Raw genomic sequence first — 21,218 nt, forward strand, 5'->3', positions numbered from 1 at the left:
GATTATGGCAATCTTTGTATTTCAAGAAGCGTCAGTCATAGTCTCCGGGAACATCTGTCCATGCTTAATCTTCAACCCGTCAGTGAATCCGCCACCTTGTTGCGACGTATCGGAGTAGTCTTGGGTTCGGTACTGGTCACTGCGGGTTATTGCGTCGATGTGTTGGCTCGGGCGGCGGTAGGGCGGTTGGACCGCGCCCGGGTTGATCGCTACACCCGCAGTTGGGCCGGCTGGATGTTGCGTCTGGTACGCATGCGTTTGAGCGTGGTCGGGCAAAGTCCTGACTTCAATGATGGCCGTCGTTATCTGGTGCTGTGCAGTCATGCCAGTCACTATGACATTCCTGCCAGCTTTGCCGCATTGCCCGGTTCGATCCGGATGCTGGCCAAATCCGAGTTGTACCGTATTCCTCTGTTGGGGGCGACCATGCGGGCGGCAGAGTTTCCGTCGATCAACCGCCACCGTCATGACCGGGCTCTGGCCGATCTGGCCAAGGCCCGGGCTATGATGGAGTCGGGGATTGTGCTCTGGGCTGCACCGGAGGGCACTCGCTCGCGTAGCGGCGAGTTGCTGCCGTTCAAGAAGGGCTGCTTCCATCTGGCTCTGGATACCGAGGCGGTTATCATCCCGGTGGCGATCCGGGGGATTCACCAGGTGTTGCCGGCCAAGACCTGGCGCTTCAACCTGGGGTTGCCAGTATCGGTGCATATTGGCGAGCCGATCGACACGACCAACTACAGTCGTGCCGACATCGAACAACTGATGGCGCAGACCCGTCAGCGGATCGAGGCGCTGCTGGGGCCACAGGTCGAGCCCGTTGGGCAGCGCCAGGCTCAGCCGCAGCCTGCCCAGCTCTGACTGCGGCAACAGATCCTAACGGCAGTTCCCGGCGCGTCGGTAGCCTTGAGCCAGAGCTTCGGCTTCGCTGGCAAAATGCACCTGGTTCTGCGGGCTGACCTGCTGATAACCCGGACAGCCCTGGGGCAAATGGTAGACCTGACTGCGGCGGTTGCCGATCACGGGGCCATTGTTGGCCAATGAGCTGTTCTGGGAAACGGCTTGGTGGGCCTGTAGCCCTTCGGCCAGGTTGCGGTGACCTTTGAGCCATTGGCGTTGGCCGTCGACGAAGGGGTTGGCATGCCCCATCAGCCGACTAATCCGCTGGTTGCGCTCCAGCTCCCAGCTGCTGGGGGTGTGGCGATTATCCCAGGCCATCAATAGCCTCTCCTGCTGGTCTGATAGGCGCAGGTTGTAGCGGTCGTGCATATAGAAATAGGTCCGGGCGATCATGCCCTTGACCTCGTCTCGCGGTTCGGCTGCGCGTTGGCTGAACTCAACCTTGAACGGGCAGGCTCCATGCCGGTACGGCGTATCGGGGAGCATGGCAAACCGATAGTTGCTACGATCGGCATTGACCTCGCCAATAGCCGGAGTCAGGTTGTGCAGGTCTGCTTCCATAATGTTGAACAGCGGGTCGTTGCGGCTGCAATTGCTGCGTCCGCCCTGCTGCCAGCACTGGCGCTGCTGACCGAACAGTGAGGCCGGGACTATGTGTTCCCACTCGATCCGCTGGGCGCGCTGGTCCTGGGCGCGAACCTGATAGCCGCAACTATCCAGGTCGACCCGGCCGCCGGAGCGTCCGGTCCACTGCCAACGACAACCGCAGTAGAAAGTGCCTTGAGTGGTGCGATCATGGTAGACCTGCTGGCGGGCCATGACCTTGGCCGCTTCGAAGGAGTTGGGTGCGGCCTGGATGCTGGTGACGGCAAACGCCAGGCAGGCGGCCAGGGTAATACTGCATGATCTGAACATTGAACGACTTGATGCAATGTGGATTCATTACCCTCGCGTGTCTACCCGAGGTGTTACGGACGCGGAGTGTACCTGAGTGACGGAGGCTTGTAGAGCAGTGCTTGTCGGCCTTAATTCATCATGTGAATGCGGCCCATCAGCGCCAATCGTTTCAAAACGTCGCGACTTTTGCGTAATGTATCGGTCCTCACGAACGGACCGGCCAGTCATGCCGGGTCCCGCTTTTTTCACTGGCAGGAGGTAGACTGCGATGGCTTCTTTCGAAAGCATCAGGAAAGTTGGCGTAATCGGCGCTGGTACCATGGGTCGCGGTATCGTCATGAACTTTATCAACGTGGGTTATCCAGTGGTCTGGCTGGATGTGAATGCTGAGATGCTGGAGAAGGGCGTTGAGGAAATTCGCAATGTCTACAAGCGTTCGGTCGCCCAGCAGCGTTTCGATGAGGCCGAGGCTGAAGCTCGCGTAGCGCGTTTGAGCACTACCCAGAACTACGCCGATCTGGCGGACATGGATCTGGTAATCGAGGCTGTATACGAGAACATGGACCTCAAGAAGAAGATCTTTGCTGAGCTGGATGCGGCAGTAAAACCTGAAGCCATTCTGGCCTCCAATACTTCTTACCTGGATATCGACGAGATCGCATCGGCCACCAAACGCCCTGCTCAGGTCCTGGGTCTGCACTTCTTTAGCCCGGCGCATATCATGAAGCTGCTGGAAGTGGTGCGCGGCAAGGCGACCGATCCGAGTGTGCTGGAGGCCTGTCTGGCAGTGGGCCAGAAGATCAAGAAAGAAGCGGTGCTGGCCGGCAACTGCCATGGCTTCATCGGCAACCGGATGCTGGAGAAGTATTCGCGCCAGTCCCGCGAAGTGGTCCTTGAGGGCGCTACGCCCTGGCAGGTTGACCAGGCTCTGCAGGGCTTCGGCATGGCCATGGGGCCGTACCGTATGTATGACGTGGTGGGTGTTGATCTGGGCTGGCGTTCGCGGCAGCTGGCAGGTATCGGCCGTGGTGAGCCGATTGTCTGGCTGGACAACAAACTCTGCGAAATGGGCCGTTTCGGCCAGAAGAGTGGCCACGGTTTCTATCAGTACGAGCCGGGCAGCCGCCAGGCAATCCATGACCCTGAAACCGATCTGATGGCCCGTGAAGTGGCCGAGGAAGCCGGTTATACCCCGCGTGAAGTGGGCGATGAGGAAATTGTGCGCCGCTGTATTCTGGCTCTGGTCAATGAAGGTGCGCGTATTCTTGATGAGGGGTTTGCCGAGAGCGCCGAGGATATCGATCGGGTCTACTTGTTCGGTTACGGCTTCCCGGCTGAGCGTGGCGGCCCGATGGCCTATGCCGATAGCCTGGGGCTGGATGTGGTGCTCAAGGAAATTCGTGAGCTGGAAGCTGCCCAGGGTGAGTTCTGGAAGCCGGCTGCCGGGTTGGTCAAGCTGGCTGAACAGGGCGGAAAGTTCCGCAAGGCCTGAGATATTTCGCGGCCAGTGGCCGCGAACCGGTCATGGATCAATTGGCGCTGCCAACCACTGGCTCGCCATTGATCCGGGCTTCTTCCAGCATGATCTGGTAATGCTGTCCATCGGTTTCAGTCTGGCTCAGGCGCACCAGCAGATACTGGTAGTCTTTGGCGAACCACAGGGTGGTCTGACGCTTGGCGTCAGGTTCACGTACCCGCTCGACCTCGACCGCGTTGAACCGACCGGCCTGGGTTGAAACCTGTTTCTCTCCGACTACCCGGAAATGGTAGTCATCAATATCGTCACCCTCAACCACCCGGTAGTGCATCTCCTGCTTGCCGGCCATCAGGTCGCGTTGCAGCGCCAGTTGGTAGGTGGTTTTGTCCAGCAGACCAGGCTCGGCCTGCAGGGTAAAATCCTTGTCCTTGTGTCGGCCCCGGATCTGCCCCTGGCTCCAGTCGAACTCCTGGGTGGTGACCCGGCTGCGCCCCAGGCCGCGCCGTTCGTAGCGATAGCTCAAGGGGAGCAGTTGGTCGCCTTCCAGGCGCAGGGTACTTTGTTCGGTCAGGCGAGCAACGAACATCCCGGCATTGAAGGTCAGGGTCCAACTGCCGTCGGCGTTGGCGCTGAGGCTGTGGCTGGCCTCGCCATTGACCGGGATCTTCTTCATATCGGCCGCATAGCTGGCACTGAACGGCAGCAGCGGTTGGGCCAGAGCCAGGCTGCTGGTGAGCAGCAAGGCCAGACCCAGCGAGCTTTTTAGTAAGTTGCGACAGTGAGCATCATGCATTGTCGGATTCCCTTTGACTGAATTCGAAGTCTTCTAGTCTGAGTCCGGCGGCGGCAATCGGTTCCCCATCCAGGCAGGCGCGACCGTCGATCAGGCGCAGTCGGCCTTCGATGAACCAGCGCATGGCCAATGGGTAGAGACGGTGTTCGAGCCGGTGTACTCGCTCGGCCAGGGATTCGGGCGTATCGCCCGTCTCGACCGGAATGCGGCCCTGAACCACCAAAGGGCCGCCGTCGAGTTCTTCGGTGACGAAGTGAATGGTGGCGCCATGCTCATCATCACCGGCCTCCAGCGCGCGCTGGTGGGTATGCAGCCCCTTGTACTTGGGCAGCAGTGACGGGTGGATGTTGAGCAGCCGACCGGCGTAGTGATTGACAAAATCAGGCGTCAGAATCCGCATGAAGCCGGCCAGCAGTATCAGATCCGGGTTCAGTGCATCAATCTGCCGGATCAAGGCCTGGTCGAAACTGTCACGATCCGGGTAGTCCCGATGGCTCAGGCTGAGTGCGGCGATACCGGCCGTGCGTGCGCGTTCCAGGCCGTAGGCCTCGGCCCGGTTGGACACCACGCCGACGATGGCTCCGTCGGCGGGGTTGGTGCGCAGGTCGTCGATCAGCGCCTGCAGGTTGCTGCCTGATCCGGAGATCAGGACGACGATACGACAGCCCACGGATCAGTGGCCGTTACGCAGAACCACGGGCTCACCGCCGTCGGCGGCCTCGATGTGACCAATCAGCCAGGGCTGTTCGCCAGCCTGCTCCAGAACCTTGAGGGCAGTGCTGAGCTGGTCCTGGCCGACGCAGATGACCATGCCGACCCCACAGTTGAGCACGCGGTGCATTTCGGTTTCGTCGACGTTGCCTTGCTGCTGCAGCCAGTTGAATACCTCTGGACGCTGCCAGCTGGCCAGATCGATGACTGCACGGGCATCGGCAGGCAGAACGCGGGGAATATTCTCCAGCAGGCCGCCACCAGTGATATGGGCCATGGCCTTGACCGCGCCGGTTTCACGAATCAACTGGAGCAGAGCCTTGACGTAGATGCGGGTCGGGGCCAGCAGCAGATCGCGCAGAGGCTGACCGTCCAGCTCAACCTGGGCGATGTCGGTGCCGGATACTTCGATGATCTTGCGAATCAGCGAGTAACCGTTGGAGTGTGGGCCGGATGAGGGCAGGGCGATCAGTGCATCGCCAGTCTGCACCCTGCTGCCGTCGATGATCTCGGCCTTTTCCACCACACCGACGCAGAAGCCGGCCAGGTCGTAGTCCTCACCCTCGTACATGCCGGGCATTTCAGCCGTTTCGCCACCGACCAGCGCGCAGCCAGCCAGCTCGCAGCCTGCACCGATACCAGTGACCACCTGGGCGGCGATGTCGACATTGAGCTTGCCAGTGGCATAGTAATCGAGGAAGAACAGCGGCTCGGCACCACAGACCACCAGGTCGTTGACACACATGGCCACCAGATCGATGCCGATGCTATCGTGCTTGCCCAGGTCCATTGCCAGGCGCAGTTTGGTGCCCACGCCGTCGGTGCCGGAAACCAGTACCGGATGCTTGTAACCGGCAGGAATCTCGCACAGCGCACCAAAGCCGCCCAGGCCGCCCATGACTTCCGGGCGGGCGGTGCGTTTGGCGACGTGCTTGATGCGGTCAACCAGAGCGTTACCGGCGTCGATGTCGACTCCGGCGTCCTTGTAGCTGATGGAGGGCTTGGAGGGCGATTGGTTGCTCATGGGGAGTTCTCTGTACTCGAAAGGAATGCGGTGGACCGCCGGCTACTATAAATAGCGCGATAGTGTACCAATTCGCAGCCCGCAGAACCATTCCAGCATGCCGAGGGCGTTTCGATAATGCGGCTTTGGTTGCCGCAGCTCCGGCGCTTGTTTAATGTATGCCATTTGGCGCGGCCTTTTGGTCGCGTACGCGTGCGCCCTTGAGCCGGCCTGAGCCGCGCTGGCGTCTGACGAACAGCTTTCTCCCGGAATGGAATGCCCATGCCTGTAATGCGTACCGCCCTGATGATCCTTGCTTTACTGGTGCCGGTTGGTGTGTCGGCAGCTGTGCTGGACGACCTGTACAAGGTTGAAGTCTCCGGGGAGGAGGGGCAGTCCCGTGAGGACCAGATTCGACTGGCGGCGGCCATCGTACTGGAACGGTTGGCTGGCCCTGATCTGAACCTGTCCAGAGCTCCCTTTGCCGAAGCGCTGGCAGAGCCCAGAAACCTCGTTCGCCGGACTGCTGCCGGTGCTGATGGGGTGGTTGATATCGAATTTGAGCCCTCTGCTCTGCGTGAACTGCTTACCCGAGCCGCTCTGCCAATGCTGGGTCGCAACCGGCCTGGTGTGTTGCTTTGGGGGGTCGAAGCCGGCGTGTTGGGTGATGAATTGCTGGTGCAGGGGGCGCCCTGGGCCGAGTTGCTGAATCAGGCCGCCCGTCAGCGCGCAGTGGCGCTGGATTTGCCGTTGGCCGATTTGCAGGATCGCAGCCAAGTGACCGAGAGTATGATTCGTGAGGCCAGTCAGGAGAGTCTGCTGCAGGCCAGCGAGCGCTACCCCAGTGAGGCAGTGTTGGCGCTGGCTATTGCCCAGCAGGGTGAAACCTGGCAGTTGAACTGGACCCTGTGGCTGAACGAGCAGCGCGACAGTGGCCGGGTGAGTGATGCCGATCAGGCCCAGGCCGCCGACAGCCTGATGCGGGCGCTGGCAGCGGCGGTGTTCAAGCAATACGCGGTATCAGCTACCCCGGATGGTGAACTGCAGGGCTGGACTCTGGTGGTCAACGGGATCAATGGTGTCAACGATTACGCCAGTCTGCAGCGGACTTTGCAGCAGTTGGGTGCCCAGGCGGCGCCGCGCCTGCTGTCTGTGCAGGGCGATCGGGCCGTGTTGGCGTTTGATTTCTCCGGCACTGAGGCTCAACTGGTTCGGCTGCTTGCCCTTGACCAGCGTTTGTTGCGGGTTTCGGCGCCCATACCTGAGCCGACCCCGCAACTGGTCCCGCAGCCGACATCGCTGGATGAGCTTGAGCCCGTCGTCGAAACAGCCGCTGATGAGGTTGGGGAGACTGTTGTTGAAACTACGACTCCGTCAGCGCGCAATGACCTGCGAACACTCTACTATCGCTGGCAATAAACGCTGTCAAAGGATCATGACATGAACATCGATTACCGCTGGTACTGGGCGGCAGGGCTGCTGGGGCTGGTACTGCTGGTCTACCTGTTGCAGCCAATTCTGTCGCCCTTTCTGATCGGTATGCTACTGGCCTATCTGGGTGATCCTCTGGTGGACCGGCTGGAGCGCAAAGGGATATCGCGGGTCTGGGGTGTTAGCTTGGTCTTTGCTCTGGCAACCTTCCTGCTTATTCTGATGCTGCTGATTCTGGTGCCCCTGCTGGGCAGTCAGATCGTCACCCTGAAGGATCAGGTGCCGGCGATGATCGACTGGTTCAATAATACGGCACTGCCCTGGGTGCAAAGCACGCTGAGAATCTCGTTGAGCGATTTTCAGCTTGCTGATGTACGCGAGACCCTCAAGGACAATCTCGGCCAGACCGGTGGCTTGCTGAGTGCGATTCTGGCCCAGGCTACGCGCTCGACCATGGCACTGCTGACCTGGGTGGCCAATCTGGTGATGATTCCTGTGGTTGGTTTTTATCTGCTGCGTGACTGGGACCAGATTATCGTCCGCTGCCGCGAGCTGCTGCCACGTCATCGTGAGCCTCTGGTGGTGAAACTGGTGGGTGAGTGTGACGAGGTGCTGGGCGCCTTTATACGTGGTCAGTTATTGGTGATGCTGGCGCTGGGCGTGATTTATTCGCTGGGGTTGTGGCTGGTTGGTCTGGAGCTGGCGCTGCTGATTGGAATGCTTGCAGGGTTGGCCAGTATCGTGCCGTACCTGGGGTTCTTCGTTGGCATCAGTGCGGCTCTGATTGCGGCTATTTTCCAGTTCGGGGACTTGTTCCACCTGGTTGCGGTGGTTGCGGTGTTCGGCATCGGACAGATCATTGAAAGTACTCTGTTGACCCCCTTGCTGGTTGGCGACCGGATCGGGTTGCATCCGGTTGCGGTGATTTTTGCGATTCTGGCTGGCGGTCAGTTGTTTGGTTTTGTCGGCATCCTGCTGGCTCTGCCGGTGGCTGCAGTGGTGATGGTCCTGCTGCGCCATGTGTATCAACAGTATAAAGCCTCGGCCGCCTATGATCGGACCCTGCTTGAGTCCGCTCAGGCGGAGACCGATGAGGCGGCGAGTGAGGCGCGGGAGGAGTGATGGTGGGGCAACCGGTACAGCTGCCACTGGGGATCAAGCTGCGCGATGAGGCGACCTTTGCCAGTTACTATGCCGGTCCTAATGCGGGGGTGGTGGCGGCTTTGCAGATGCTGGCCGACCCGCAGCAGGAACTGGCCGAGCCTTGTGTCTATCTCTGGGGCGCTGAGGGTAGCGGGCGCTCACATCTCTTGCAGGCAGCTTGCCATCGCTCAGCCGAAGCCGGAGCCCTGGCCATGTATCTGCCGTTGGCAGATTTGCTTGAGCACGGTCCGAGCTTGCTGGAGGGGATGGAGCAGGTTGAGCTGCTGTGTCTGGACCAGCTTGACAGCCTGGCTGGTCGAGCGGATTGGGAAGAGGGGCTGTTTCATCTCTACAACCGTTTGCGGGAAGCTGGCGGGCGCCTGCTGCTGGCGGCCGACGCGGCGCCCAGGGCCGTATCTTTTGGCTTGCCGGATCTGGTCTCGCGGCTAGGTTGGGGGCTGGTCTATCAGTTGCAGAGCCTGGATGATCAGGACAAGCAGCAGATGCTCAAGCTGCGTGCCGAGCAGCGCGGGCTACAGCTTTCAGATGAGGTCGCGCGCTATATTCTCAGCCGCGGCGCTCGTGGCATGAGTGAGCTGTTCGACGCCTTGGAATTGCTGGACCAGGCTTCCCTGCAGGCCCAGCATCGGTTGACCATTCCCTTTGTCAAACGGGTCATGGGCTGGTAACGGCAGCCTCGACCCGGCGGGCCTGAAAGGCCCAGCGTACATAGCCCAGCGCAGCCAGGAAATACACCATGCTGAAACTGATCAGCAGGCTGCCGTAGAATTCTCTTCCCGGCTGGAAGCAGATCAGCACTCCCTGAATGAAATACAGGTTGATGGCGAAGCACAGCCAGGCATGAACCCGTGGGTTGCCGCTGAGGATGCCCGGCAGAAAGATCAGCAGTGGCACCAACAATACTGCCAGGATCACCAGTGGGTTGGCGCCGTTAAGGTTGTCGAACAGCAAGGTGTGCACCAGCAGGCTGGTGATCAGACCGAAATAGCTGACTGCGGCTACGAAGCGGCACAGGCGCATCCGGGGCCGCAGGTACTCAAGACTTGGTAGGGGTTTTTCAGCGCGCGGCATGGTCGGCTCCGGCGATCAGTTGACGGGCGGTGCTGGCGACCCGTTTGCCCAAGGCCCGGCACAAGCTGCTTTCATGCTCATCCAGTGGTCGCGAGCCATCGGTTCCGGCATGGTGGCTGGCGCCGTAGGGCGTACCGCCACCCCGGGTGGCGGTCAGAGCGGGCTCACTATAGGGCAAGCCGACCAGCAGCATGCCATGGTGCAACAGCGGCAGTTGCATTGACAGCAGGGTGCTTTCCTGGCCGCCGTGCAGGCTGGCGGTTGAGGTGAACACTGCAGCAGGGCGACCGCTCAGGGTGCCGGATAGCCACAGGCTGCTGGTGCCATCGATGAAGTATTTGAGCGGGGCAGCCATGTTGCCGAAGCGGGTAGGGCTGCCGAGAATCAGTCCGGCGCAGTGGCGCAGATCGTCCTCGCTGCAGTAAGGTGCGCCCTGTTCGGGAACCGCAGGGCTGCTGGCCTGGGTGTCTGGCGATACGCTGGGGACGGTCCGCAGTCGGGCTTCCAGGCCGGCCTGCTCGACGCCGTCGGCTATCAGTCGGGCCATTTCCGCGGTAGCGCCATGGCGGCTGTAGTACAGGACCAGGATGTAGTTGCCGGATACGCTCATGCAAACAGTTCCAGTAGCTTCTCCGGAGGCCGGGCAACCAACGCCTTGCCGTCACGGATGATGATCGGTCGTTCGATCAGTTTCGGGTAATCGACCATGGCCTGAACCAGATCGGCTTCGCTCAGTTCGGAGTTGTCGAGCTTGAGTTCCTTGTAGACATCCTCGCCCTTGCGCATCAGGTCTCGGGCGCTCATGCCCAGCAGTTGCAGCAGTTCGCTGAGGCTTGCAGCGTCCGGCGGGGTTTCCAGATAGAGGATGACGTCGATGTCTACGCCCTGTTGTTCCAGCAGGCTCAGAGCCTGGCGCGACTTGGAGCAGCGCGGGTTGTGATAGATCTGTACTGTGGACATGGTGGTCTCCGTACTCGGTGGCGGTCGGCTGGCTAATGCCGAATATGGGGGGTATTCTAAGCGTTAATGCACGGGCTGTCAGGGAGCGTTATGCCGCGTCAATTCAATCTGTTACTGCATTTTGGCCGCTATCTGGTCCGGCGTTTCGGTGAAGATAACTGCGCCAAGAATGCCGCTGCACTGACCTACACCACGCTGTTTGCCGTCGTACCGGTGATGACCGTGACCTATGCGATGTTGGCGGCTATTCCTGCCTTCAATCAGGTCAGCGGTGAAATCGAAGAGTTCATTTTTCGCAATTTCGTGCCCTCTACCGGTGAAACTTTGCGCGAGTATCTGGGGGAGTTTTCCCAGCAGGCCCGGCAGCTGACCGGGATCGGGGTAGCACTGCTGATCGTTACGGCCTTTCTCATGCTGGTCAATATCGAAAAGGCCTTCAATGCCATCTGGCGCATTCGTCAGCCGCGCCGGGGAGTTTCCAGCTTTCTGTTGTACTGGGCGGTCCTGAGCCTGGGGCCCCTGCTGTTGGGGGCAGGGTTCGTGGTCAGTACCTACCTGACGTCTTTGTCGTTTCTGCGTGGTGAGGCGCCGCTGGCGTTGGCCTGGGGCTGGCTGCTGGGCTGGATTCCGCTGTTGCTGAGTGTGGCGGCCTTCACGCTGATTTATGTTGCGGTGCCCAATACCCGGGTGCCGCTGCGCCATGGCCTGATCGGTGGGGCATTGGTGGCGGTACTGTTCGAGGCGGCCAAGGCCAGCTTTGCCCTGTATGTGGCGATGTTTCCAGGCTATCAGTTGATTTACGGTGCCTTTGCCGCCTTTCCGCTGTTTCTGCTGTGGATCTATGTGAGCTGGCTGATCATATTGTTTGGCGCTGAGCTGGTATGCAATCTGGGCAATAGCTCGGCTTGGCAACGCCCGGCGTATCCGCGTCTGGTTAATCTGTTGGGCATGCTGCAGGTATTTATTCAGGCTCAGCGCAACGGGCAGGTAGTTGATCTGGGCAAGGTCAATGCCGCCGGTTGGGTAGTGCATGAAGAGCTGTGGCTGCAATTGACCGACTGGCTGGAAAGCGAGCAAATCATCACTAAGGCCCAGCAGGGTGGCTATGTGTTGTGTCGTGATATGGCCGATATGGACATGGCAGATCTGCTGAGTCGTTTACCCGATGCGTTGCCTAGCGTGGCGCATTTGCCTGAACGGCTGGAGGGCGATAACGGCTGGTATCTGGAGTTGCGTCAGGCCTTGCTGGCGCTGGAGGAGCAGCGGGCGGTCATTTTGCGAGGCAGTGTCAAACACTGGTTGGGCCAGCCTTTGGCACTACCGGCCCGGGAGGATGCGTGATGCGGGGATTGCTACTGATCGTGGTGCTGGCGCTGACGGGGTGTGGTGCCGAGTCTTGGCTCGATCACCGGGGGAATGTCGTTAGTCGGGCCGATATGAATGGGCGTTGGCTGGTGGTCAACTACTGGGCTGAATGGTGTGCGCCTTGCCTGGAAGAGTTGCCGGAGTTGAACGCGCTGGCTGAAGCTTACCCGCGGGTGATGGTGCTGGGGATTCATTTCGACCGGGCCGAGGGTGAAGCTCTGCGCGAGTTGAGTGAGCGCATGGGGATCGAGTTTCCGGTAATGGGGCATGATTTTGCCGAGGCTTACGGCCTGCCGTTGCCGCAGGTGCTGCCGACCACCTACATTCTCAATGGCCGTGGCCAGATCGTTCACAGCCTGCAGGGGCCGCAGGATGAAGCCGGTCTGCTGGCGTTGTTGTCTGAGCCTGCCGGGTCATAGTAGAAGCCGCCTTGCGGACGCGAAGCGAGAATGCTGGCGTCGAGGTTGTTTTGCTCAGTCCTTGACGTACCAGTAACGGTACCAGTATTCCAGGACCCGGTCGGGGTAGCGTTGGCTACCCAGGCTACCGTTATAGCGGGCCAGCGCCCGGCGCAGGTTTCCGCTTTCCTTGTCCAGATAATATTTGAGAATAGTGCAGCCATAGCGCAGGTTAGTGGCCAGGTCGATGAGATTGTCCTCTGGTCTGCCTAACTCGTGTTTCCAGAATGGCATGACCTGCATGACGCCCTGGGCTCCCGCGCGCGACAGAGCAAAGCGATCAAACAGGCTTTCCGCATGGATGACTGCCAGCACCAGATCTGGCTTCAGGCCGGCCTGGCTGGCCTCTCGATGCACCTGACGGAGAAAGTTGAGGCGCTCGCGCTCGTTGGGTAGGTAGCGGCTCATGCGGGTCGACATGTCGAGCAGCCAGACCTCGGCATCGAAGCGGTCATTGAAGCTGTCGGCCTGGGCCACGGTCTGCAGCAACAGCGCTTTGAGCTCCTGGTCGACCTGATGTTCAAGGTTGGCCTGGGCGCCGAGTGGCGCCCAACTGCCGAGTAGGATGAGTAGCCCGAAAAACTGGTGCAGTTTCCGGGCTGACCAGAGCAATGGCCGAAGCATTCGCCTCAGGCCTGGTTGATGCGTCCAGTGAGGAAGTCGAGCATCTGCGCGGCTGGCAGCAACTGTGCCTCGCTGTCGCGCCGATACTTGTACTCCAACTGCCCGTCGGCCAGACCGCGGTCACTGATGACGACCCGGTGGGGGATGCCGATCAGGTCCATGTCGGCGAACTTGACCCCAGGGCTGACCTTCTTGTCACGATCATCCAAAAGCACTTCGATGCCCTGCGCCTGAAGTTGCTGGTACAGCTGCTCGGCGGCATTGCGTACATCTTCAGAGCTTTCCATTTTCATCGGCACGATGACGACCTGGAACGGGGCCAGTGCATCCGGCCAGAGAATCCCGCGCTGATCGTAGTTCTGCTCGATGGCGGCAGCCACCACGCGCGATACACCGATGCCATAACAGCCCATCAGCAGGGTTTCGGTCTTGCCTTGCTCGTTGAGAACGGTGCAGTTCATCGCCTCGCTGTATTTGCGCCCGAGCTGGAAAATGTGGCCGACTTCGATGCCGCGCTTGATCACCAGGGTGCCGTTGCCGTCCGGGCTGGGGTCGCCCTCGACGACGTTGCGCAAATCGGCAACTTCGTCATAGCGGGCATCACGCTCCCAGTTGACACCGGTAAAGTGTTTGCCGTCCTGGTTGGCGCCGCAAACAAAGTCGCTCAGGTGGGCGGCGCTGTAATCGGCAATGACTTTGATGGCAAGGCCAACAGGGCCAATCGAGCCAGGCTTGCAGCCCACCGCTTCGAGAATCTGCGACTCGCTGGCGAAGGTCAGCGGAGCATGAATAGCCGGATGGTTCTCGGCTTTGATCTCATTCAACTCGTGATCTCCACGCAGAATCAGAGCGACCAGCGGGTGCGGTTTGCCTTCCTCGGCTGCGCCGAGCACGATCAGGGTTTTGACGCTCTGCTTGGCTGGCAGTTTGAGGAAGTTACTGACCGCCTCGATGGTGAGCTGGTTGGGGGTGTCGACCAGTGTTTTGGTCTGGCCAGGGGCAGGGCGCTCGCCTTGCGGGGGCAGGGTGGTGGCCTTTTCCATGTTTGCGGCATAGCTGCCGGTATCAGAAAACACGATGGCGTCTTCACCGGAGTCGGCCAGCACATGGAATTCGTGGGAGCCAACACCGCCGATGGAGCCGTTGTCGGCTTCTACCGGACGGAAGTCCAGGCCCAGTCGGCTGAACACATTGCTGTAGGCCTGATACATCCGGTCGTAGGTGCTCTGCATCGAGGCCTGATCCAGGTGGAAGGAATAGGCGTCCTTCATGACGAATTCGCGGGCCCGCATCAGGCCGAAGCGTGGTCGGATTTCGTCCCGGAACTTGGTCTGGATCTGGTACAGGTTGATCGGCAACTGCTTGTAACTGGTGATTTCGTTACGGGCCAGTTCAGTGATCACTTCTTCGTGGGTCGGACCAACGCAGAAGTCGCGGTCATGGCGGTCCTTCAGGCGCAGCAGTTCCGGGCCATACTGTTCCCAGCGCCCTGATTCCTGCCATAGCTCAGCCGGCTGGATGGCGGGCATCAATACTTCAAGAGCGCCAGCGTTGTTCATTTCCTCGCGTACGACCTGCTCGACCTTGCGCAATACCCGCAGACCCATTGGCAGCCAGGTGTACAGGCCCGAGGCGATCTTGCGGATCATGCCGGCACGGAGCATGAGCTGGTGGCTGATGACGCTGGCATCAGCGGGTGTTTCCTTGAGGGTCGAAATCAGGTATTGGCTGGTACGCATGGAACAGGCGGTCCTGTAATCTGGATCGGGGAATGGCAGTATTGTACGGGCTTGGGCCGGCTGCCGTACAGTCTGTGGTCCGTGGCGTGGTGAGAAGTTGGCGGGCAAGAAAAAACCCGGCCGAGGCCGGGTTTTTTCGGTTTCCAACGCTGGTGCTTAGAGCAGAGTCCAGGTGTAGGAAACGATCAGGCGGTTTTCGTCGATGTCGCTGCCGACGCTGCCCTGGCGGACAGTAGCGTTACGCCAGCGCAGACCGAGGCCTTCCAAAGCGCCGTTCTGGACGGTGTATTTCAGCTCAGAGTTACGTTCCCAGCGCTTGCCATCAGATACGCCCGGGCCCATGTCGATGTTGGAGCCGCGGACATAACGAGTCATGAAGCTCAGGCCAGGGATGCCCAGGCCTTCGAAGTCGTAGTCGTAACGCGCCTGCCAGGAGCGCTCATCCTTCAGCTCGAAGTCCAAGACTTGAACGGAGTTGGCAAGGTAAATGGCGCCATCGTCGTAGGCAAAGCCATTAATCGAATCGCCACTGATGCGCTGGTAAGCTGCAGTTACAGCATGGTGGCCCATACCCAACGTGAAGGCCAGCGAAGCAGCATTGTTGTCAAAGTCGTTGGTGTTGTCGCTATCGTCAGAGGTGCGATAGTACGCGAGATCAGTGGTCAGGCTCAGGTCCTGGCCGAGCTCGGCAGTGTGAGTGATCCCAGCGAAATGACGTTTCCAAGCGTTGTCGATTTTGGAGGTATAGAGGCTGACACCAAGGTTGTCATTGAAGTCATAAGTACCACCAAGGTAATACAGCTTGTCGGAGCGATCTACCCAAGTGTTAACGTCATCGAACTCGCTCGAGTCGTTCATCTCGCTGCGCTTGTTCATGCGACCAGCTTCAACAAACAGGCCTTCGATTGAGCTATTGGTGATGCTGTAGCCCGAATAGTGGTTCGGCAGCAGACGAGCGTCATCATAAGCAACAACTGGGTTGTCGACGTGGTGAATGCCGTAACGCAGTTCAGTGTCCAGGCCAACGCGTGCTTTAACGGCGCCACGAATTTGCGAATATTCGTTGGGGCCACTGGTTACATCATATTCGCTTGGCAGCAGGCCGGTGCCGGCACGACCTTTGCCGCTGTCCAGCTTAATGCCGCTCATGGCAACAACGTCTGCACCCAAGCCAATCGGGCCTTCGGAGAAGCCAGAGGAGAAGTTCAGGAGGAAACCGGTGGCGGTTTCTTCGCGGCGCGACTGGGCGTTGACGCCGGTCGGCGCATTACGGAAGTCGCGGTGGAAATAAACAGTGCGGTTGCTCAGAGTGGCAGAGGCTCCTTCGATGAAACCAGCTTTCTCGTCGGCGACGGCTTGGGTGGCGACCAGACCATTGCCCATGGCTACTGCCAGAGCGATCGAACTCCATTTGATGGTGCTTTTCATTGTGTGCTCCTTCAGTTTGAAAAAAAACTTAGGTTTCAGGGAACCCGTCTTTTTTTTAGTTGTCGCGCTACATTAAAGCATCAAACCTTTGTTTGGCAAATAAAGGCTTGAAAGACAGTATCTTGTCGCATTTATCCTAGAAACTGTCGCATCATGATTGCGTAACTCACGATGTGCGTTATTGTGAACGCAACGTTGCAAAAAAGCAAAATCTACAGCTCCAGTGTCTCGTTATGAGGCACCAACCTTCCAGGGTTATCACATAACAGAGGTATGCGAATGTTCCAGCTTCATCCACAACTCGTCAATGATGGCATCTTGGTTGGTCACTTCCCGTTGTGTGCCTTGCTTCTGATAAATGACGCGCAGTACCCCTGGTTCGTCACTGTTCCTCGTAGGGAAGATGTGACAGAAATTTTCCAATTGGATGACGCGGACCGGGCTCAGCTGCTACGTGAATCCTGCCAGTTGGCCGAGGCCCTGAAAGATGCGTTCAAGGCGGACAAACTCAATATTGCTGCACTGGGCAACATGGTCAGCCAGTTACATGTGCATCATATTGTGCGTTATCGCGATGATCCGGCCTGGCCGGCTCCGGTGTGGGGCAAGTTGCCACCGGTGCCGTGCACTGAGCAGTTGATAGCTGAGCGTATTGGCAAACTCAAAGCCGTGCTCAATGCTGATTTCAAGTTTGAGGAGTTGGGCTGATGACGATGCAGGATCTTGAGGCAAGGGTCATCGATCTGGAGGCGCGGCTGGCATTCCAGGATGACACTATTCAGGCTTTGAACGATGTGGTGAGCCAGCAGCAGCTGACCTTAGACCGGTTGCAGCGTGCGTTGGAAATTCTGGCGCGCCGCCAGGCGGAGCTGGCGGCGTCGGTGCCGGGTGAGGCGGAGGATGAGCCTCCACCTCCGCACTATTAAATAACGGCTACATCCTCTGCCTGCAGGCCTTTTTCACGGTGGCTGACACTGAATTCAACGCGCTGACCTTCCTGCAAGGTGCGGTGGCCGTCACCACGGATGGCGCGGAAGTGGACGAATACATCCTCGCCGTTGTCCCGGGAGATGAAGCCAAAGCCCTTGCTGCCGTTAAACCATTTGACAGTGCCTTGCTCACGGGTATTGCGGTCACCAGGTGCTTTCCTGTTCCTGGTTGGCTGGCGTTGTGCGCTGGCTCGGTTCGGCAGTAGCCCCAGTACCAGTTCGGTCAGTACTGCGACGCTGGCCAGCAGGGCGGCGGGCAGTAGCAGTAGCCCGGCGGCTGGATTGATCAGCAATGCGCTGGTGGGGATCAGGCCGGCAATCAACAACAGCAGGCTCGACAGCAGGCCGGACAAGCGGTGCGTGCTTTGGGTGTTGCGGCTGAATTGCTGAAGGTTGAGCAGGCCGATCAATAGAGCGGCGATGGCTGCTGGATGGGCGATGCCGTGATGTGGTGCCGGGCTCAGGCTGTAGAACAAGCCACTTAACAGGGCGATTGCGCCCAGGATCAGATGCAGGTAACGAATGGTGGTCAAGCTGATTATCCTTATGATGCGATTACACAAAACACGGCATTGGCCGGATGCGCACTCTAACCTGAATAGCCAGCTGCATCAAAAGGGATAAGTGTTGGCGGGCCCGGCGGCCCGCCGGTACGGCAGGTTAGCCTTCCAGCAGGCTGCGCAGCATCCAGGCGGTTTTTTCGTGAACCTGCATGCGTTGGGTCAGCAGGTCTGCGGATGGTTCGTCGGCGGCGGCTTCACAGGCTGGGAAGATGCTGCGGGCCGTACGTACGCAGGACTCCTGGGCTTCGACCAGCAATTTGATCATTTCCTTAGCCTCGGGAACACCCTCGGTTTCCTTGATCGAGCTGAGTTCGGCGAATTGCTTGTAAGTGCCGGGGGCGGCAAAGCCCAGGGCGCGGATCCGTTCGGCAATTTCATCGACGGCAGTGGCCAGTTCGGTGTACTGGGTTTCGAACATCAGATGCAGGGTCTGGAACATTGGGCCTTTGACGTTCCAGTGAAAGTTGTGGGTTTTGAGGTAAAGGGTGTAGGTGTCGGCCAGCAGGCGTGACAGACCATCAGCGATTTTTGCCCGATCATCCTCTTTGATGCCGATATCGATTTGCATGCGATCTCCTTGAGCGCTGTCCTGAATGATTGGATCAGTATAGGTATTGAGTAGCCTGACTCAACCCCCTGCGGCAAGCCTTGGAGAAAACTTTCTTTGGCTCTGATCCGGGCTTTTAAGCCTCGCGCAGTTGGCGTGGTGTGTCGCGTGGCGATTTGTCGCGCACAGGCTGTTGGTCATGTTGGGCCGATTGGCAGGTCGGCGGCGGATGACTCCCCGTGAGCAGCATTTTTCCGGTATATTATGGCGTTTTTATTGAGCCGTTCCGGCGGGCAGTGCAGCTCCGCCAGACTCACCCGTTGACGACAGGAATTACCAAACCATGATGCGTACCCACTATTGCGGCCAGTTGAACGAAACGCTGGCGGATCAGGAAGTCACTCTTTGCGGCTGGGTTCATCGCCGCCGCGATCATGGCGGGGTCATCTTTCTGGATATTCGGGATCGCGAAGGTCTGGCTCAGGTGGTGTTCGATCCGGATCGCGAGGCAACCTTCGCCAAGGCCGACAGGGTGCGCAGCGAGTACGTGGTCAAAGTGACTGGCAAGGTACGTCTGCGCCCCGAGGGGGCGCGTAACCCGAACATGGCCAGTGGTGCCATTGAGGTGCTGGGCTACGAACTGGAAGTACTGAACCAGGCCGAAACACCGCCGTTCCCGCTCGACGATTATTCCGATGTGGGTGAAGAGACTCGTCTGCGCTATCGCTTCATCGATCTGCGCCGGCCGGAAATGGCCGAGAAGCTCAAGCTGCGCTCGCGCATTACCTCCAGCATTCGCCGCTATCTGGACGACAACGGCTTCCTTGACGTTGAAACCCCGATCCTGACCCGCGCCACCCCGGAGGGCGCGCGCGACTACTTGGTACCGAGCCGTACCCACGCCGGCAGTTTTTTTGCCCTGCCGCAGTCGCCGCAGCTGTTCAAACAGTTGCTGATGGTCGCCGGCTTCGATCGCTACTATCAGATTGCCAAGTGTTTCCGCGACGAAGATCTGCGCGCTGACCGTCAGCCGGAGTTCACCCAGATCGACATCGAGACCAGCTTCCTCGATGAGAAAGACATCATGGCTATTACCGAGACCATGGTGCGCAACCTGTTCAAGGAAGTGCTGGACGTTGATCTTGGCGAGCTGCCGCATATGCCGCTGGCCGAGGCCATGCGCCGCTTCGGTTCGGACAAGCCGGACCTGCGTATTCCGCTGGAGCTGGTGGATGTGGAAGATCAGCTCAAGGAGGTCGAATTCAAGGTCTTCGCTGGCCCGGCCAACGATCCGAAATGCCGCGTTACCGCGCTGCGGGTGCCGGGCGGAGCGAGCATGCCGCGCAAGCAGATCGACGATTACACCAAGTTTGTTGGCATCTACGGCGCCAAGGGCCTGGCCTATATCAAGGTCAACGAGCGCGCCGCCGGTGTCGAGGGGTTGCAGTCACCGATCGTCAAGAACATCCCGTTGGACAACATCAACGTGATCCTGGATCGCGTCGGTGCGGTGGATGGCGATATCGTGTTCTTCGGTGCCGACAAGGCCAAGATCGTCTCCGAGGCTTTGGGCGCGCTGCGTGTCAAACTCGGTCATGATCTGAACCTCCTGACCTGCGAGTGGGCGCCGCTGTGGGTTGTTGATTTCCCTATGTTCGAGGAAAACGACGATGGCAGCCTGACCGCCATGCACCATCCGTTCACTGCGCCCAGCTGCACTGCCGAGGAGCTGGAGGCCAATCCGGCCGGTGCGTTGTCACGTGCCTACGACATGGTACTCAACGGTACCGAACTGGGCGGCGGTTCTATTCGTATTCACAACAGGGGTATGCAGCAGGCGGTATTCCGGGTGCTTGGCATCAGTGAAGAGGAGCAGCAGGAGAAGTTCGGTTTCCTGCTCGATGCGCTCAAGTACGGTGCGCCGCCGCACGGTGGTCTGGCCTTCGGTTTGGATCGTCTGGTGATGCTGATGACTGGTGCCAGCTCGATTCGCGAAGTGATCGCCTTCCCGAAAACCCAGAGCGCTGCCTGTGTCATGACTCAGGCTCCTGGTCTGGTCGACAACAAGGCACTGCGTGAGCTGCACATCCGTCTGCGTGAGCAACCCAAGGCCGAATAAGGCCGTTCGGCGTGGGATACCACGTCGGCGGATGGCCGCCCCCTCTTCTCACAATGACGGGTATGTTCACCGTCATTGTGAGAGGGTGTTGATTCAGGTTCCTCCGGCAGGGTCTGGCGGGGGCGTTGCGTGGTGCTTGTGCCTGTCATTGTAACGGCCGCAGGCCTGAGGTAATCCAGACGGGCAAGTAGTTGAATACTGATTAATGAACGGAGGATGTCGATGGCCGGTCATTCCAAATGGGCCAACATCAAGCACCGCAAGGCGGCCCAGGACGCCAAGCGCGGCAAGGTCTTCACCAAACTGATTCGCGAACTGACTGTGGCGGCCAAGCTGGGTGGTCCGGTACCGGCTGACAATCCGCGCCTGCGCTCGGCAGTCGACAAGGCACTGACCGCCAACATGACCCGTGACACCATTGATCGGGCCATTGCCCGTGGGGTTGGCAGCAATGATACTGACAACGTCGAGGAGTTGACCTACGAAGGTTATGGCTCGGGTGGTGTGGCGGTGCTGGTCGAGGTAATGACTGACAACCGCAACCGTACTGTCAGCGAAGTGCGCCATGCTTTCAACAAGTGCGGCGGCAATCTGGGTACTGATGGTTCAGTGGCTTACCTGTTCAGTCGACGCGGCCAGATTGGCTATGCCTCAGGCGTTGACGAAGATGCTCTAATGGAAGCGGCGCTGGAGGCCGGGGCCGAAGATATTGTCAGCAACGATGATGGTTCGGTTGAGGTTTTCACTACTTTTGAAAGCTTCGGTGCGGTCAAAGATGCGCTGGATGCTGCCGGGTTCTCGGCCGAGAACGCTGAAGTGGCGATGATCCCGTCGACTACCACTCTGCTGGATCTGGAAACGGCAGAAAAGGTTGTGCGTCTGGTCGATATGCTCGAAGACCTGGATGATGTGCAGAACGTCTACACCAATGCAGATATTTCCGACGAAGTGATGGATCAGCTTTAGGGCAGACTGATTCGTT

The 21,218-nt window shown here is 59.2% G+C and carries 23 protein-coding genes; 11 read left to right on the forward strand and 12 right to left on the reverse strand.

What is annotated here, in order from left to right:
* Positions 1-60 precede the first annotated feature (60 nt).
* Positions 61-858, forward strand: a complete 798-nt coding sequence (locus C2846_RS05035) for a lysophospholipid acyltransferase family protein (protein WP_080049909.1) — start codon at positions 61-63, stop codon at positions 856-858.
* A 15-nt stretch (positions 859-873) separates the two neighbouring features.
* On the opposite strand, the gene C2846_RS05040 is transcribed toward C2846_RS05035, so the two are convergent.
* Positions 874-1,812, reverse strand: a complete 939-nt coding sequence (locus C2846_RS05040; protein WP_080049910.1) for an endonuclease — start codon at positions 1,810-1,812, stop codon at positions 874-876.
* A 250-nt stretch (positions 1,813-2,062) separates the two neighbouring features.
* Between C2846_RS05040 and C2846_RS05045 the strand changes: the two genes are divergently transcribed.
* A complete protein-coding gene (locus C2846_RS05045) occupies positions 2,063-3,286 on the forward strand; it encodes a 3-hydroxyacyl-CoA dehydrogenase (RefSeq protein ID WP_080049911.1) in 1,224 nt (407 codons plus the stop codon).
* Positions 3,287-3,323: 37 nt separating this feature from the next.
* Here the strand turns inward: C2846_RS05045 and C2846_RS05050 are convergent, their stop codons facing one another.
* Genes C2846_RS05050 through purM form a run of 3 tightly spaced genes read right to left on the reverse strand, consistent with a single transcriptional unit; the run spans position 3,324 to position 5,799 of the window.
* Complete coding sequence (locus C2846_RS05050) at positions 3,324-4,064, reverse strand: DUF3108 domain-containing protein (protein WP_119700859.1); 741 nt, start codon at positions 4,062-4,064, stop codon at positions 3,324-3,326.
* Positions 4,057-4,734 carry a phosphoribosylglycinamide formyltransferase gene (gene purN, locus C2846_RS05055; RefSeq protein WP_080049913.1) on the reverse strand — a complete coding sequence of 226 codons (678 nt, stop codon included), beginning with the start codon at positions 4,732-4,734 and terminating at the stop codon, positions 4,057-4,059. The genes C2846_RS05050 and purN overlap by 8 nt, the downstream gene beginning before the upstream one ends.
* Positions 4,735-4,737: 3 nt before the next feature.
* Positions 4,738-5,799, reverse strand: coding sequence for a phosphoribosylformylglycinamidine cyclo-ligase (purM, locus tag C2846_RS05060; RefSeq protein WP_080049914.1), 1,062 nt, complete (start codon positions 5,797-5,799; stop codon positions 4,738-4,740).
* 261 nt (positions 5,800-6,060) lie between these two features.
* Between purM and C2846_RS05065 the strand changes: the two genes are divergently transcribed.
* From C2846_RS05065 to hda, 3 genes are read left to right on the forward strand one after another with little or no spacing between them, the layout of a single operon-like run.
* Positions 6,061-7,197 (forward strand): DUF2066 domain-containing protein, encoded by a 1,137-nt coding sequence (locus C2846_RS05065; protein ID WP_165443771.1) that lies wholly within the window; start codon positions 6,061-6,063, stop codon positions 7,195-7,197.
* A gap of 21 nt (positions 7,198-7,218) precedes the next feature.
* Positions 7,219-8,331, forward strand: a complete 1,113-nt coding sequence (locus C2846_RS05070) for an AI-2E family transporter (protein ID WP_080049916.1) — start codon at positions 7,219-7,221, stop codon at positions 8,329-8,331.
* Positions 8,331-9,041: a DnaA regulatory inactivator Hda gene (gene hda / locus C2846_RS05075; RefSeq protein WP_119700860.1), complete on the forward strand. Its 711-nt coding sequence runs from the start codon at positions 8,331-8,333 to the stop codon at positions 9,039-9,041. Before C2846_RS05070 ends, hda begins: the two co-directional genes overlap by 1 nt.
* Here hda and C2846_RS05080 read toward each other — a convergent pair.
* From C2846_RS05080 to arsC, 3 genes are read right to left on the reverse strand one after another with little or no spacing between them, the layout of a single operon-like run.
* Positions 9,028-9,444 (reverse strand): DUF2069 domain-containing protein, encoded by a 417-nt coding sequence (locus tag C2846_RS05080; RefSeq protein ID WP_119700861.1) that lies wholly within the window; start codon positions 9,442-9,444, stop codon positions 9,028-9,030. The two genes, hda and C2846_RS05080, sit on opposite strands and share 14 nt — an antisense overlap.
* Positions 9,431-10,054 (reverse strand): NAD(P)H:quinone oxidoreductase, encoded by a 624-nt coding sequence (wrbA, locus tag C2846_RS05085; RefSeq protein WP_080049919.1) that lies wholly within the window; start codon positions 10,052-10,054, stop codon positions 9,431-9,433. Before wrbA ends, C2846_RS05080 begins: the two co-directional genes overlap by 14 nt.
* A complete protein-coding gene (arsC, locus tag C2846_RS05090) occupies positions 10,051-10,404 on the reverse strand; it encodes an arsenate reductase (glutaredoxin) (protein ID WP_080049920.1) in 354 nt (117 codons plus the stop codon). Before arsC ends, wrbA begins: the two co-directional genes overlap by 4 nt.
* Positions 10,405-10,494: 90 nt before the next feature.
* On the opposite strand from arsC, the gene C2846_RS05095 reads away from it, so the two are divergent.
* Together C2846_RS05095 and C2846_RS05100 are read left to right on the forward strand one after the other, a co-directional pair.
* Positions 10,495-11,745 (forward strand): YihY family inner membrane protein, encoded by a 1,251-nt coding sequence (locus C2846_RS05095; protein ID WP_080049921.1) that lies wholly within the window; start codon positions 10,495-10,497, stop codon positions 11,743-11,745.
* Entirely contained in the window at positions 11,745-12,188 is a 444-nt protein-coding gene (locus C2846_RS05100) for a TlpA family protein disulfide reductase (protein WP_080049922.1), read from the forward strand. Before C2846_RS05095 ends, C2846_RS05100 begins: the two co-directional genes overlap by 1 nt.
* Before the next feature lie 54 nt (positions 12,189-12,242).
* Here the strand turns inward: C2846_RS05100 and C2846_RS05105 are convergent, their stop codons facing one another.
* The 3 genes from C2846_RS05105 to C2846_RS05115 all read right to left on the reverse strand — a co-directional run bounded on the left by C2846_RS05105 (position 12,243) and on the right by C2846_RS05115 (position 16,018).
* A complete protein-coding gene (locus C2846_RS05105) occupies positions 12,243-12,851 on the reverse strand; it encodes a lytic transglycosylase domain-containing protein (protein ID WP_119700862.1) in 609 nt (202 codons plus the stop codon).
* Between the two features lie 5 nt (positions 12,852-12,856).
* Positions 12,857-14,590, reverse strand: a complete 1,734-nt coding sequence (locus C2846_RS05110; RefSeq protein WP_080049924.1) for a proline--tRNA ligase — start codon at positions 14,588-14,590, stop codon at positions 12,857-12,859.
* A gap of 156 nt (positions 14,591-14,746) precedes the next feature.
* The gene (locus C2846_RS05115; RefSeq protein ID WP_119700863.1) at positions 14,747-16,018 is read right to left on the reverse strand and encodes an OprD family porin; all 1,272 of its coding nucleotides are present in this window, start codon (positions 16,016-16,018) and stop codon (positions 14,747-14,749) included.
* Between the two features lie 279 nt (positions 16,019-16,297).
* Between C2846_RS05115 and C2846_RS05120 the strand changes: the two genes are divergently transcribed.
* Complete coding sequence (locus C2846_RS05120) at positions 16,298-16,726, forward strand: HIT domain-containing protein (RefSeq protein ID WP_080049926.1); 429 nt, start codon at positions 16,298-16,300, stop codon at positions 16,724-16,726.
* On the forward strand, positions 16,726-16,944 hold the full coding sequence (locus C2846_RS05125; protein ID WP_231705504.1) for a SlyX family protein: 219 nt from the start codon (positions 16,726-16,728) through the stop codon (positions 16,942-16,944). The genes C2846_RS05120 and C2846_RS05125 overlap by 1 nt, the downstream gene beginning before the upstream one ends.
* Here the strand turns inward: C2846_RS05125 and C2846_RS18915 are convergent.
* Positions 16,941-17,540, reverse strand: coding sequence for a cold-shock protein (locus C2846_RS18915; protein WP_269434081.1), 600 nt, complete (start codon positions 17,538-17,540; stop codon positions 16,941-16,943). The genes C2846_RS05125 and C2846_RS18915 overlap by 4 nt on opposite strands.
* Positions 17,541-17,667: 127 nt before the next feature.
* Positions 17,668-18,138 carry a Dps family protein gene (locus C2846_RS05135; protein ID WP_080049927.1) on the reverse strand — a complete coding sequence of 157 codons (471 nt, stop codon included), beginning with the start codon at positions 18,136-18,138 and terminating at the stop codon, positions 17,668-17,670.
* 322 nt (positions 18,139-18,460) lie between these two features.
* On the opposite strand from C2846_RS05135, the gene aspS reads away from it, so the two are divergent.
* The gene (gene aspS, locus C2846_RS05140; protein ID WP_119700864.1) at positions 18,461-20,236 is read left to right on the forward strand and encodes an aspartate--tRNA ligase; all 1,776 of its coding nucleotides are present in this window, start codon (positions 18,461-18,463) and stop codon (positions 20,234-20,236) included.
* 222 nt (positions 20,237-20,458) lie between these two features.
* Positions 20,459-21,202: a YebC/PmpR family DNA-binding transcriptional regulator gene (locus tag C2846_RS05145; RefSeq protein ID WP_119700865.1), complete on the forward strand. Its 744-nt coding sequence runs from the start codon at positions 20,459-20,461 to the stop codon at positions 21,200-21,202.
* The last annotated feature ends 16 nt before the right edge of the window (positions 21,203-21,218 follow it).

Origin of the sequence: Pseudomonas jilinensis (genome assembly GCF_003586265.1) — a bacterium.
Classification (GTDB): domain Bacteria; phylum Pseudomonadota; class Gammaproteobacteria; order Pseudomonadales; family Pseudomonadaceae; genus Halopseudomonas; species Halopseudomonas phragmitis.

Excerpts from the sequence above, each read along its gene's own strand:
- C2846_RS05035 (WP_080049909.1), top strand. The coding sequence starts at position 61 with ATGCTTAATCTTCAACCCGTCAGTGAATCCGCCACCTTGTTGCGACGT.
- C2846_RS05040 (WP_080049910.1), bottom strand. The coding sequence starts at position 1,812 with ATGTTCAGATCATGCAGTATTACCCTGGCCGCCTGCCTGGCGTTTGCC.
- C2846_RS05045 (WP_080049911.1), top strand. The coding sequence starts at position 2,063 with ATGGCTTCTTTCGAAAGCATCAGGAAAGTTGGCGTAATCGGCGCTGGT.
- C2846_RS05050 (WP_119700859.1), bottom strand. The coding sequence starts at position 4,064 with ATGCATGATGCTCACTGTCGCAACTTACTAAAAAGCTCGCTGGGTCTG.
- purM (WP_080049914.1), bottom strand. The coding sequence starts at position 5,799 with ATGAGCAACCAATCGCCCTCCAAGCCCTCCATCAGCTACAAGGACGCC.
- C2846_RS05065 (WP_165443771.1), top strand. The coding sequence starts at position 6,061 with ATGCCTGTAATGCGTACCGCCCTGATGATCCTTGCTTTACTGGTGCCG.
- C2846_RS05070 (WP_080049916.1), top strand. The coding sequence starts at position 7,219 with ATGAACATCGATTACCGCTGGTACTGGGCGGCAGGGCTGCTGGGGCTG.
- hda (WP_119700860.1), top strand. The coding sequence starts at position 8,331 with ATGGTGGGGCAACCGGTACAGCTGCCACTGGGGATCAAGCTGCGCGAT.
- C2846_RS05080 (WP_119700861.1), bottom strand. The coding sequence starts at position 9,444 with ATGCCGCGCGCTGAAAAACCCCTACCAAGTCTTGAGTACCTGCGGCCC.
- wrbA (WP_080049919.1), bottom strand. The coding sequence starts at position 10,054 with ATGAGCGTATCCGGCAACTACATCCTGGTCCTGTACTACAGCCGCCAT.
- arsC (WP_080049920.1), bottom strand. The coding sequence starts at position 10,404 with ATGTCCACAGTACAGATCTATCACAACCCGCGCTGCTCCAAGTCGCGC.
- C2846_RS05095 (WP_080049921.1), top strand. The coding sequence starts at position 10,495 with ATGCCGCGTCAATTCAATCTGTTACTGCATTTTGGCCGCTATCTGGTC.
- C2846_RS05100 (WP_080049922.1), top strand. The coding sequence starts at position 11,745 with ATGCGGGGATTGCTACTGATCGTGGTGCTGGCGCTGACGGGGTGTGGT.
- C2846_RS05105 (WP_119700862.1), bottom strand. The coding sequence starts at position 12,851 with ATGCTTCGGCCATTGCTCTGGTCAGCCCGGAAACTGCACCAGTTTTTC.
- C2846_RS05110 (WP_080049924.1), bottom strand. The coding sequence starts at position 14,590 with ATGCGTACCAGCCAATACCTGATTTCGACCCTCAAGGAAACACCCGCT.
- C2846_RS05115 (WP_119700863.1), bottom strand. The coding sequence starts at position 16,018 with ATGAAAAGCACCATCAAATGGAGTTCGATCGCTCTGGCAGTAGCCATG.
- C2846_RS05120 (WP_080049926.1), top strand. The coding sequence starts at position 16,298 with ATGTTCCAGCTTCATCCACAACTCGTCAATGATGGCATCTTGGTTGGT.
- C2846_RS05125 (WP_231705504.1), top strand. The coding sequence starts at position 16,726 with ATGACGATGCAGGATCTTGAGGCAAGGGTCATCGATCTGGAGGCGCGG.
- C2846_RS05135 (WP_080049927.1), bottom strand. The coding sequence starts at position 18,138 with ATGCAAATCGATATCGGCATCAAAGAGGATGATCGGGCAAAAATCGCT.
- aspS (WP_119700864.1), top strand. The coding sequence starts at position 18,461 with ATGATGCGTACCCACTATTGCGGCCAGTTGAACGAAACGCTGGCGGAT.
- C2846_RS05145 (WP_119700865.1), top strand. The coding sequence starts at position 20,459 with ATGGCCGGTCATTCCAAATGGGCCAACATCAAGCACCGCAAGGCGGCC.